This is a genomic window from Streptomyces sp. NPDC089799 (assembly GCF_040684755.1).
Lineage (GTDB): Bacteria > Actinomycetota > Actinomycetes > Streptomycetales > Streptomycetaceae > Streptomyces.
In genome coordinates this window covers 295,750-308,289 of the sequence record NZ_JBFBGR010000007.1, presented here as the reverse complement: position 1 = coordinate 308,289, position 12,540 = coordinate 295,750, and the positions used below count along the sequence as shown (strand labels likewise).

Annotated in this window: 4 protein-coding genes and 1 pseudogene; all 5 read right to left on the bottom strand. The window is 72.2% G+C overall.

Features of this window, described 5'->3' with window-relative positions; translation table 11 throughout:
• Window positions 1–2,338, bottom strand: a 2,338-nt coding sequence (locus tag AB0O36_RS10375; RefSeq protein WP_365106885.1) for a FlgD immunoglobulin-like domain containing protein, incomplete at its 3' end; no start/stop codon positions are given.
• Between the two features lie 200 nt (window positions 2,339–2,538).
• Window positions 2,539–5,505 (bottom strand): VCBS repeat-containing protein, encoded by a 2,967-nt coding sequence (locus tag AB0O36_RS10370; protein WP_365106882.1) that lies wholly within the window; start codon window positions 5,503–5,505, stop codon window positions 2,539–2,541.
• 242 nt (window positions 5,506–5,747) lie between these two features.
• The gene (locus AB0O36_RS10365; protein WP_365106879.1) at window positions 5,748–8,747 is read right to left on the bottom strand and encodes an FG-GAP-like repeat-containing protein; all 3,000 of its coding nucleotides are present in this window, start codon (window positions 8,745–8,747) and stop codon (window positions 5,748–5,750) included.
• Window positions 8,748–8,904: 157 nt separating this feature from the next.
• Window positions 8,905–12,039 (bottom strand): FG-GAP-like repeat-containing protein, encoded by a 3,135-nt coding sequence (locus AB0O36_RS10360; protein ID WP_365106876.1) that lies wholly within the window; start codon window positions 12,037–12,039, stop codon window positions 8,905–8,907.
• A 191-nt stretch (window positions 12,040–12,230) separates the two neighbouring features.
• Window positions 12,231–12,540 (bottom strand): annotated as a pseudogene (locus tag AB0O36_RS10355) (RNA helicase); the annotation flags it as partial.

Genomic DNA, 12,540 nt, shown 5'->3' with positions numbered 1-12,540 from the left:
CGCCGTTGACGTCACCGAAGGGGACGACGGTGGAGGTGGTCGGCCAGCCCGCGCCGGTCACCTTCGTGCCGCTCAGGCCGCCCTTGCCGTCACCGCCGTGGAAGGCCAGGTTGCCGCTGTTGTCCAGGGTGACCAGGTCGCCGAAGCCGTCCTTGCCGGCCAGGTCGCGGCGCACGGCGGAGCCGCCGGTCAGCTGGATCGTGCCGGTGGACTTCAGGTCCGGGCCCTGGCCGTCGGCCGGCTTGCCGGTCAGCGTCCAGTCGTAGGCGCCGTTGCCGACCAGGCGGCCCTGCGCGTCCTTGCCGTCCCAACCGGTACGGACCACGCCACGCGCGTCGGTGCCGTTGATCGTACGGACCACCGCACCGCCCGCCTTGGCGCGGACGGTCAGCGTCCAGGTCGAGGCGGGCTTGTTCAGGAACCAGGCACCCGACCAGGACTTCGTCCCGCCCGCCACGTCGTGGGCGGCCGGGGTCTCCCGGTCGATGGCGGCGATGTTGCCGCCCGGCACGCCCGCGTCGACCATGTGCACGGCCCAGCCGGCGTCGGCGTACGCGATCCGGCCGGAGTACTTGTCGACCGCCCAGCCGACGCCGACGGCCGCGTTGACCGGCTTGCCGATCACCCGGGTCCCGGTGTCGCCGCGCAGGGCGGTGGACTTCAGCACGCCGTCCTTCTCCCAGGCGACGAAGCCGTTGCCCAGGCGTGCGGTGCTGTTCGTGGGCAGCTGCGCGACGGTGGTCTTCGTCCCGGTGTCGTAGACGCCGGCGTCACCCTGGCACTTCCAGAGGACGGACGAACCCCAGGCCTCCAGCTCCTTGATGTCGCAGAGGGCGACGTTCTCCGTGCGGACCACCGAGCCGGTCCGGACGTCCACGGCCTCCAGCACGCCCTTGGACGCCTCGCGCCACAGCCAGTACCCGGACAGCGCGAACGTCCCGCCGGGGGCCGTGATCTTGCCGACGCTCTTCCGCTTGTCCAGGTCGAAGACCTCGACCGGGTGGGCCGGGTCCGTGTCCAGCAGGTACGCCTGGAAGCGGCCGGACGCCTGGACGGTGCCCGCGACGGGCTTCACCGAGGCATTGGTGAGGTGGGTGTTGCTGTTGGCGGGCAGGTAGGAGTTGCCCGAGCCGTACACGAGCGCGCCCTCACCGGTGGGCACGAGCCGGTCGTCGCTCTGCGGCCAGCCCCAGCCCTTCCAGGCACCGGCCTGCGGGGCGCCCGCGGCGGGCATCGTGTAGCGGCTCAGCAGCGGCTGGGGCGACGGGTGGCCGTCGCTGGTCACGAGGCGGCCGTTCTCCACGGCCATCCGCTTGAACTCGACGGGGGCCATGGTCGAGGACGTCCGCTGCACGACAGGGGTGCCGGCCTCAGTGGACTGCACGAAGTAGGCGGCCTGGTCGCTCGACGTGCCGCCGATCACCAGGACCCGTCCGTCGGCGAGGCCGACGGAGCCGGCGCACCCTTCGAGAAGGACACGGGCCTCGGTGCCGCCCAGCCGCTCGGCGGTGAGTACGCCGTCCTTGCACAGGAGCAGGTCGTTGCCCGTGGCACCGATGACTTCCCAGCCGCCGGTCTCGCTCTCGTTCCTGACGGACTTCTCGGCCGCCATGCTCTGGGTGTCCAGCGCGGTGTACCTGTACACCTTGTTGAGGTCGCCCTCGGTCCACGACTCCTCGCGGACCAGCCAGTTGCCCTTGACCTTGCCCGCGGCGGGGAGGGGGTGGACCGTCCCGTTGTAGCGCACCCAGTACGCCTTGTCCCCGATGAGGACCTGCGCCCCGACGGTGTTGCTGCCGTCGACGCGGATCGTGCCGGACGGCAGGGCCGAGATGACGGCGTCCTTCAGCTTGCCGTCCTCGCCCCGGGTGAGCCAGTGGAGCTCCTCGGACGCACCCGACTTGGTGACGGTGAGGACGGCCTGTCCGGCCACGGCCCGGAACTCGTGCCCCTGCGGGGTGGTGATGACCGTGTCGGGTGCGTTGCCCGTCTGGCGGAAGACGACCGTGGTGCCGGTGTCCTTGGTGTCCACGAACGCGATGGTGGCGTGATCGGCCTGCATGGCCCGGCCGGCGGGCTGGTTCGGGAAGGGCGTCGGCTTGTTCTCGCCGTACTTGGTCCACAGGTACGTGTCGGCATCGAGGCCCTTGCGGAGGAAACCGTCCGTGGTCGCAGCGACCAGCGGGAACCATCCGCCGGTGGCCTTGGTCCGGGCGGGGATGACGTACTCGGAGAGGGGCGGTACCTCGACGGCGGCAGCCGTAGTGGCCACGACGAGCGGAAGAGCCGTGGTGACGGCCGCTACGACGGCGACGGCCACGGTTGTTCTACGCAGCAAAGTGATCCCCTGGTGATGACGTTTGACGGCGCTCGTACGCGAGTCGCGCACACGCTCACAGGGTCTGACTCGCCTGGATCACCCAGGGATGTACGCGATCACGAAAGTGATATGCGACTTTCCGCTTTCAGCCCTTATCCGACGAGGAGGGCCCGTACGGCACGAAGTGTCGTGCCGTACGGGCCCTCTGCGAGCGGCTCTCAGTAGACGCCCTTGTACCCGCCGAAGCCGGTCGCGATCTTCACCGTGGCCTGCAGGCCACCCTTGCCGTCACCGCTGTTGCGCAGCAGCTCACCGGCCGCGTTCCGGGACACGATGTCCGCCTGCGCGTCGCCGGTGATGTCGCCGACGCCGATCAGCTGGACCCGGCCGTTCGCCCAGCCCGCGCCGTTGACCTGGACCCGGGCCTTGAAAGTGCCGTCGGCGGCCCCGTCGAAGCGCCACAGGGTGTTCGCGGAGTCCACCGCGAGGAGGTCGCCCTGGCCGTCGCCGTTCAGGTCACCCGCGCCGGCCAGCTGCTTGTAGCCCTTGAAGCTCCCGGCCAGCTTCACCGGGGCCTTGAAGCCGCCGGCGCCGTCGGCGGCGTACCGGAACAGCTCGCCCGTGCTTGCCTTGCGGGCGAGCAGGTCCGTTCCGCCGGGCGAGGTCAGCACGTCGTACTGGCCGAAGCCGATCCCGATCGCAGTCGACGGGGTCAGCGGAGTCACCGCCGCACCCGCCGCCGGCCGGTACGCGCGCAGCTCACCGTCCGCGTTGCGGACCAGGACGTCGTTGACGCGGTCCTTGTTCAGGTCGCCGAAGGGGACCACGGTGGAGGTCGCCGGCCAGCCGGTACCGGTCACCTTGGGACCGGTCAGCCCACCCTTGCCGTCGCCCCCGTGAAAGGCCAGCGCACCCTTGGAGTCCAGGGTCGCCAGGTCCCCGAAGCCGTCGTTGCCCGCGAAGTCCCGCGGCGCGGCCTTGGTGAGGATCTGCACCATGCCGGTCTGCCGGATCTCGGGGCCCTGGCCGTCGGCCGGCTTGACCGTGAGCGTCCAGTCGTACAGGCCGTCCGGCACCTGCCGGGAAGGCGAGCCGTTGGTCCTGCCCTGCCATTCCGTCCCGACCTTGCCGCCGACCGCCGCCTGGCCGCCGGCCCGCCACACCTCGGCTCCGTCCACCCGGGCCTTGATCGTCAGGTTCCAGGCGCCGGCGGGCTTGTTCAGATACCAGGCGGGCCGCCACCAGCTGGTGCCCAGCTGGACGTTGACCGGAACGTCACGGTCGATGACGGACAGGGCGGGCGCGGGGACACCCGAGTCGACCACGTGGATGTTCTCCGCCGCGTCCCGGTAGGCGATGCGGCCGGCGTACCGGTCGACCGTCCAGCCGTTGCCGAAGTGGCGGCTGACCGGCTTGCCGACGTCCCGGGTGCCGGTGCCCGCCGGGCGCAGGTCGGTGGACTTCAGCACGCCGTCCTTCTCCCAGACCACGAAGCCGTGGCCGAGCCGGGCGGTGGTGTGCGCCGGGAGCGCCGCCACGTTCTTCTTCGCCGAGGTGTCGTACACCCCGGCCTTGGCGTCGCACTTCCAGTAGACCGAGGTCCCCCACGCGTCCAGCGCCTTGATGTCGCAGTCGGTCGGCTTCTCGGTGCGGACCACGGCGCCGGTCCGTACGTCCACCGCCTCCAGCACGCCCGCGGACTTCTGCCGCCACAGCCAGGCCCCGGACAGCGCGTACCTCTCGGCGGCCACCGGGACGTTGCGGACCTTCTGCCCGTTCTCCAGGTTGACGATCCCGACCGGCCTGGCCGTGGCGCCCGGCTGCCCGCTCATGTACGCGGCGAAGCGGCCCGATGCCTGGATGGAGGCCGGGTCGGCCTTGGTCCACAGGTGGTCGTTGTTGTAGCCGCGGTGCTCCCCGGCCGCGTGGTACATGAGCAGACCACGCTGGGAGTAGACCAGCGTGCCGTTGCCCACGCCGATCACGGGCGGGCAGTACCGGTCGGGCGTGCAGTCGTTCGGAGCTCCGTTCAACCACGTCAGGGTGGACCACGAGCCCGCCCGCGGGGCGCCGTCCGTCGGCATGGTGTAGGTGTTGAGCACCATCTGCTGCTGGTTCGGATCCCGGTCGGCCGAGTACAGGCGGCCGTTGTCCATCGCGATGCTGCTCACCTTGTGCGGCTGGGCGGTCGTGGCGAGCCGCCGGGTGGCCACGGCCTTGCCGTCACCGCCCTTGTCCACGGTGTGGATGCCGATGCCGGCGGCGGACCTGCCGGTCACGACGACGAGGTCGCCAGGCAGCGCGTGGGCGGTGGACCCCGGCGGGACGGCCTCGATGACCGCGTGGCCCGGTGACGTGCGGTCGAGCGGATACGCGGACCCGTTCTCGAAGACCAGCTCGTTGCCGACGACCCCGAGGACCCGCTCGCGGTCACTCCACAGGCCTGCCGGGTTCCCTCCCTTGCCCGTGCGGGTGTCCCAGGCGCTGTACGACCAGTAGTAGCTGTCCCCGTACGAGTCGCGGCTCGCGTCGACGATCCAGTCGCCGTGGAGCTCGCCCGCGGGCGCCTGCTTGACCTTGCCGGCGGGGGTGAGGAACCAGTTCTGGGTGCCCACCCGGACGAGGGCGCCGGAACCGCTGTGGTCGAGGAGACTGACGCCGCCCTGCGGGAGAGCCGTGATCGGGCGGCGCACCTGCTTGCCGGTGCTGTCCAGGGTCAGCCAGTGCAGCAGGCTCTGGCCTTCGGCCTCGGTGGTCCGGGTGAGCACGGCGTCGCCGACGACGGCCAGGAAGGTGTGGCCGGCGGGGAGGGTGACGGTGGAGTCCTTGCCGTCCCGCACGTCCCGGAACGTCACCGTGGTGGTGCCCGTGGGCTTCAGGAACGCGATCGAGTTCGGCCCGCCCGCGACGACGTCCGTACCGGCCGACGGGGTCACCGCCGTCCCCCGGGTGCTGCCGTACGCGTACCAGGTGTAGGTGCCGGCGGCCTGCCCCTTCACCAGGAAACCGGTTTCGTTGGCGACGACGGCGGCCTGGTCCTTCACCGGCACCTGGCGGGCCGGGATGACGAACTCGGCGGGCGATCCGGCGGTGGCGGCGGCAGCCGCCGGCGTGGCGGTGGCGAGCGGAACGGTGGCGGCGAGGGCCGTGGTGATGGCGATGGCCGCGGTGGTTCTGCGCAGCAAGATGCTTCCCCCCTGTTGGACATGGCGACGGTGACCGGGCACGTGTGCGGACGGGCCTGCGGACGGCCTGCGGACGACGCACGAACGGGCGTACGGCGCGGTCCCGCAGGGTCTGACTCGCGCCGATCACCCAGGGATGTGCGCGATCGGGAAAGTGATATGCAACTTTCCGCTTTCGGACGGTTCGGCACGGAAAGGGCCCGTACGGCACGAGGTGCCATACGGGCCCTTCGCCCGATGCTCTAGAAGACGCCCTTGTACCCGCCGAAGCCGGTGGCGATCTTCACCGTGGCCTGCAGGCCGCCCTTGCCGTCACCGCTGTTGCGCAGCAGCTCACCGGCCGCGTTCCGGGACACGACATCGGCCCTGCCGTCACCGGAGATGTCCCCGATGCCGATCAGCTGGACCCGGCCGGCCGCCCAGCCCGCGCCGTTGACCTGGACCCGGGCCTTGAACGTGCCCTTGCCGGTGCCGTCGAAGCGCCACAGCGTGTTCGCACCGTCCACGGCCAGCACGTCCCCGTGGCCGTCGCCGTTGAGGTCACCGGCACCGACCACCTGCTTGTACGACTTCCAGCCGCCGGACACCTTCACCCCGGGCGCCAGCCCGCCCTTGCCGTCGTGCGCGAACAGGTACAGGTCCCCGGTGCTCGCCTGCCGGCCCAGCAGATCGGCCCGGCCGTCGCCCGTCACGTCACCGGCCGAGGTCAGCACGTCGTAGGCGTTGAAGCCGGTGCCCAGCCACTTGTTGCCGGTCGTCGGCGACACGGCCACCCCGCACCCGGGCTGGTACGCGCGCAGGGTGCCCGCCGCGTTCCGGACCAGGACGTCGTTGCAGCGGCCGCCGTTGACGTCGCCGAACGGGATCACCGTCGAGGTCGTCGGCCAGCCCGCCCCGCTCACCTTGGGGCCGCCCAGGCCGCCCTTGCCGTCACCGCCGTGGAAGGTCAGGACGCCCTTGGCGTCCAGCGTCGCCAGGTCTCCGAAGCCGTCCCGTCCCGTGTGGTCGCGGCGCAGGTCGACCCCGCTGTCGAACGTGAGCGTGCCCGCGGCCTTCAGCGGAGCGGCTCCGGCGACGGCGGGCTGGGCCGTCAGCAGCGACACGTACTCCCCGCTGGGCAGGACGTGGCCCGCGTCGTCCTTGCCGTTCCACACGAGCCCGATGTCACCGCGCGCCTCACCACCGGTAAACGTCCTCACCACGACGCCGTCCGACTTGCGGGCGAGGGTGAACTTCCAGGAAGTGACCGGGTGGTTCAGCCACCATGCCGCCCGCCACCCCAGCCATTCGTCCTTCCCCGGCGCCGCCGCCACCGCCGGAGTGTTCCGGTCATAGGAGGAGACGGCGACTGCGGGCACCCCGGCATCGACCACGTGCACCGCCTGCCCGCCGTCGACCCAGCCGATCCGGCCGGACTGCCTGTCCACCGTCCAGCCCTCGCCGGGCCGGGCGCTCGCGGGCTTGCCGATCTGCCGGGTACCGGACGTTCCGCGCAGGGCTGTGGAGTTCAACGCCCCGTCCTTCTCCCAGACGACGAACCCGTTGCCCAGACGGGCGCTGTTGTGCGCGGGCAGCGGCACGTTCTCCTTGGTCCCGGTGTCGTACACACCGGATGCGCCGTCGCACTTCCAGTACACCGAACTGGCCCACGCCTCCAGTGACTTCACATCACAGTCGGCGACCGTCGCGCTGCGCACCACCGCACCGGTCCGGACGTCCACCGCCTCCAGCGCGCCCGCCGACTTCTGCCGCCACACCCACGACCCGGACAGCGCGAACCGGCCGTCGGACACCGGGATCGAGACCGGGCCGATCTGCTGGGTGAAGAGGTTGAACGTGCTGACCGACTTGCGGTCGGGCGCGAGGTACGCGGCGTACTGGCCGGAGCCCTGAAGGGTCCCGGGCGCCTTGGGGAGGTTGGTGTGGGGGGTCCCGGTGTCGGTCTTGATCTGCATCCGCAGGAACTGGGTCCTGGGGCTGTCGATGAGCAGCTGCCCCTCCCCCACGGCGAGCAGGTCGGGGCAGGAGGCCGACGTCCGGCAGGCGTCGGGGAAGTACTCGCGCATCTGCCACACGGTGGAGCTCCGCGTGCGCCACGTGCCCGCCTGCGGCTGCCCGCCGGGAGCCATCGTGTACATGCTGAGCACGTGGTCCTGCAGCGGGTGGGTGTCTAGGGTGTGCACCCGCCCGTTGTCCATCGCGATCCGGGCGATGCGCTGCGCGGCCGGCGCGATGTCGCTGCGGCGTACGACGGCCCGCCCGTCCCCGCCCGGCACGACGGCGTGCACGGCGTGGGTGTTCCCGGGCTGCGGGCCGGTCGCGACCACGGTCCCGCCGGGGGAGGCCGTGGCGGTGGTGACCCCCTCGGCCAGGACGCGCGGCGCCCCGCCGTCCAGCGGCAGCGCGAACAGCCTGCCGTCGGCGGCCAGCTGGAGGGCCTCGCCGCCGACGACCCCCACGAGACGGCCCCCGGAGTCCGGGTACGCCTCATTGACCTGCTGAGCAGCCCCGGGGTCCAGGGAACCCTTGGCGTCCCACACCTTGAACCAGCGGACCGACGTGTCGTCGTCCCGGTCGGTGGCGAAGAGCCGGTCGCCGACGACCTTCAGCGCACTGAACCCGTCCTCCTCGCGGACCTTTCCGTCCGGGGTCACCCAGGAGAAGCGCAGCCCCTCGCTGTCCGCCGTCTGCAGGAGCGCACCGTGCTGGTTGGCCCCCCTGACCTCGACCAGGCTGCTCCCGGGCACCCGGCCGCCGGGGCGGTCCACCACGACGCCGCCCTCCAGGGTCAGCCAGTGCAGGTCGACCGTGCCGGAGGCCGCGGAGTCCGTGGCGAGGACCCTCTCCCCGACCACGGCACGGAACGTCCGGCCGGCCGGCAGGGTGAGCGTCTTCGCCGTACCGTCCCGCAGGTCGCGGAAGGTGACGGCCGTCGTGCCTCCCGTCTGCACGAAGGCGATCGTGTGCGCCCCGGCCTGGTGCGGGGTCCCCGGGAACGGGCCCACCTGCTCGGCCTCGTTACTCCCGTACGCCGTCCAGGTGTAGGCGCCGGCCGTGGCGCCCTTGCGCAGGAAGCCCCCGGCGGTCGCCGCCACGGGGGCCGCGGCGGGGTCGGGCAGTTGTCTGGCCGGGATGACGTACTCGGCGGGCGCGGCAGCCACGGCCGTGCCGGTGCCGACCGTCAACGGCAGAGCGGTGGCGGTGGCTGCCACGACGACCGCTGCCACCAGTGTTTTGCGCATCCGAAAGGACCCCCCGTCATCAGTGCGAATCACATCGTTCGACTCGTCGGCCCGCTCCAGGGATGTACGCGCGGCACAGAAATTCCGGGATATAAGCGGTAGAGCCCGTTCCGCACCGAAGTGCAGAACGGGCTCTACAGCTCACCGGCGGGCCGGATCAGCTCACGGACCTGTAGCCGCCGAAGCCGGTGGCGATCTTCACCGTGGCCAGCAGGCCGCCCTTGCCGTCGCCGTTGTTGCGCAGCAGCTCACCGGCCGCGTTCCGGGACACGACATCGGCCCTGCCGTCGCCCGAGATGTCACCGATGCCGATGAACTGCACCCGGCCGGACGCCCAGCCGACACCGTTGACCTGCACCCGGGCCTTGAAGGTGCCGTTGCCGGCGCCGTCGAACCGCCACAGGGTGTTGGCCGAGTCGACCGCCAGCAGATCGCCGCGACCGTCGCCGTTGAGATCGCCCGCACCGATCACCTGCTTGTACGTCTTCCAGCCCGCGAAGACCTTCACCCGCGGCTTGAACACCGCGCCCGCGTCCTGCGCGAACAGGTACAGGTCCCCGGTCGCCGCCTCCCGGCCGAGCAGGTCCGCCCGCCCGTCGCCGGTCACGTCACCCGCCGAGGTCAGCACGTCGTACGCGCCGAAGCCCGTCCCCAGCCACTTCGAACCCATCGACGCCGGAACCGCCGCCCCGCACGCCGGCTGGTAGAGCCGGAGCGTGCCGGTCGAGTTCCGGACGAGGACGTCATTGCACCGGTCGCCGTTCATGTCCCCGAACGGGACGACCGTGGACGTCGTCGGCCAGCCCGCACCGGACACCTTCGCCCCGGTCAGACCGCCCTTGCCGTCACCGCCGTGGAAGGCCAGCGCACCCGCGGCGTCCAGGGTCACCAGATCCCCGAACCCGTCCCTGCCGACATGGTCCCGGCGCGCCTCGACCCCGCCGGACACCCTCACCGAGCCGGACAGCTTCAGGTCGGCGCCCTGCCCGTCGGCCGGCCTGGCCGTGAGCGTCCAGCCGTACTCGCCGCCCGGGACGTACTTCCCGGCCGCGTCCTTCCCGTTCCACACCTGCTGGATCGTGGCGCCGGCCTCACCGCCCGTGTACGTCCGTACGGTCGCGCCGGTCGCCTTGCGGACCAGGGACAGGCTCCACGACGCGACCGGCTTCGACGGCGACCAGCGGGCCTGCCAGGTGCCGTTGCCGCTCAGGTCCGCGACGGCCGGGGCCTCCTGCGCGGCCGCGCCGAGCGCCGAGGCGGGCGTCTCCGGCGGGAGGGTGTGCATGCGGTTCCCGCCGTCGACGTACGTGATGCCGCCGCCGAACCGGTCGACGGTGTACGAGGCACGGATGACGAGTGCTCCGCCCCGCCACATCAGCGGCAGGGAGAAGGTCCGCGACGCGGGCACGCCCGCCGGGAAGGAGGTGACCCGGAGGTAGGGCCAGGAGTCGGTCTGCACGAAGTAGCCGTCGCCGAGCAGGCCCTCGCCGTCGGGCAGGGCCACCGTCCCGCCGGTGATCCGGTTGAGGGCGCCGCCGTTCCGGAACGACCCGCAGGACCAGGACAGCCACGGGCCCGAGGTCTGGATGTCGACGGGCACGCAGGACCGGCCGGTCTTCAGCGTGCCCGTGTCCTTGCCGGTGGCCAGGTCGGTCACGGTGATCTCGCCGGGGACCGCGGACGCCGAGTACAGGGTGGTTCCCCACACCGACGCCGCCGCCTTCGGCTTGGTCAGGACCACCTTCGCGGTGTCGAAGTCGACGACGTACAGCGATCCGGTGGTCTCCGGCGCGCCGCGCATGCGGCCCCCGCTGGTGACCGCCGCGTAGCGGCCGTAGGCGTCGAGGACGGTGGCGGCGGACACGCCGGTCGGGACCCGGGTCACCTTTCCGCCGGTGCCGCGGGCGACGACCTCGCGGCCGTAGTCGACTGCCGCGACGACCCGCCCGTCGCCGGTCGCGACCAGGCCGTCGCACGTGCGGTACCCGCAGGAGTACTGGCTGTTCGCCTCCCGGCCGAGGAACTCCGGCTTGCCCGAGGCGGTCGGCACACCGGCCGGAGTGAGCGTCCGGCTGTAGAACCCGGCGCCCGAGGCCCCGCCCGCTTCGGCGGCGAAGACCGTGCCGCGGCCGGCCGCGACGGCGTCGACCTCCACCGGCACCGGCTCGACCCGCATCAGCTTCCGCAGCTCCGGAGAGCCGTCGGCGGCGGGCAACACCCGGTAGGCGTTCCAGTCCTCCGCGTTCCGGCCGCCGATGGCGAAGGCGCCGGAGTCCGGGAACTGGGCGGTGTCGCGCTGCACGTTGTCCAGCAGGACGCGGCGCTGGGCGCCGTCCGCGGACAGGGCCACCAGGGCCCGGCCGATGGCGCCGGTGCCGGGGGCTCCGCTGTCATCGTTCTCCGGGAGCACGATCCAGTCCCCGACCAGTGTGAACTCGTCGGCGTTCAGGTCCTCGGGAACGGTCGTCGACCTCGGCGCGGCGTTGATGTCGGCGCGGTTCACCACCCGGATCTCGCGCCCCTCGCGCCAGGCGAAGCGGTCGCCGTCCAGGGCCGCGGTGTCCCAGGTGCCCGCGGCCCGCCACCGGAGGGCGCCGGTCGCCAGGTCGATCACGCCGAAGCGGTCGGCGTTCCACCGCTCCCCGCCGGGGGCCGCGAACTTCACGACGGCGGAGCGGGCGTCGCCGCCCGCCGTCTTCGCCGTGCCCGGGTCGGTGCCCTCCGGCCAGCCGGTGACCGGGACCCGGGTGACGGTGCCGTCCTCCACCCGCAGGAGGTACCAGCCCACCACCTTGTGGCCGCCGCCCTCCACCTCGGCGGACTGCGCGACCAGGACGGACGAGCCGAACGTGCCGTAGTTGATGTCGTAGGCCGGCACCTCGACCCTGGTGCTCCGGCCGGTCGCCATGTCCTTGAGCGTGACGCTCTCGCTCAGCGGCTCCGGAAGCGCCACGGTGTCGGAGCCGGTGCCGAACCGGTGCGGGAGGCCCCGGTCATGGGTGGACGTCAGCGGCGTGCTCTCGCCCGTCGCGTAGCCGGTCCACTCGATCGGCCCGTCGCCGTCCCAGATGTCCGGGTCGTGTGCGTACCCGGTCGGGCCCACGTTCAGGACCGCCCCGATGCGCGGCTCGGTCCGCCAGTTCGGCGCCACGTCGACCTGCCCGGCCGGCGGAGTCGTCTGCGCGACGGCGGGCACGGGGGCGAGTGCTGCCGCGGCCACGGTGGTGGACAGCGCCAGCAGCGCGGCCCGGGCGGTACGAACGGCTCTCGTCCGTCCAAAAGCGGATGACATGGGCTCCTCCACCGAAGCGGCGCTGTCGCTTCTCGTACATGGGTCGACGTGCTCTCGGCATGCATGACCCACGGGTAACCGGAATGGATGTACGAGCCCGGGCGCGAATTTTCCGGACCCCGGGAACGGGACAGGGCCCGTACGACACGGAGGTGTCGTACGGGCCCTGTTCGCGGGGTCGGGAGTGACCGTCAGCCGTTGCGCTTCCAGCGCGGCTTGTCGTCGCGGCGGCCGAAGGAACCGGAGCCGGAGCCGGACGGACGGTGGTCGTCACGGCGGCCGTACGGGCGCTCGCCGCCACCGGCGCGGAAGCCGCCCGAGGGACGGTCGTCACGGCGGTCACGGTTGAACGGACGGTCGCCGCCGGCCGAGCGGTAGCCACCGGACGGACGGTCGTCGCGGCGGAAGCCGCCACGGTCGCCACCACGGTGGTCGTCACGGCGCTCGAAGCCACGGTCACCGCGGTTGTCGTCACGGCGGTCACGGTTGAAGCCACCACCG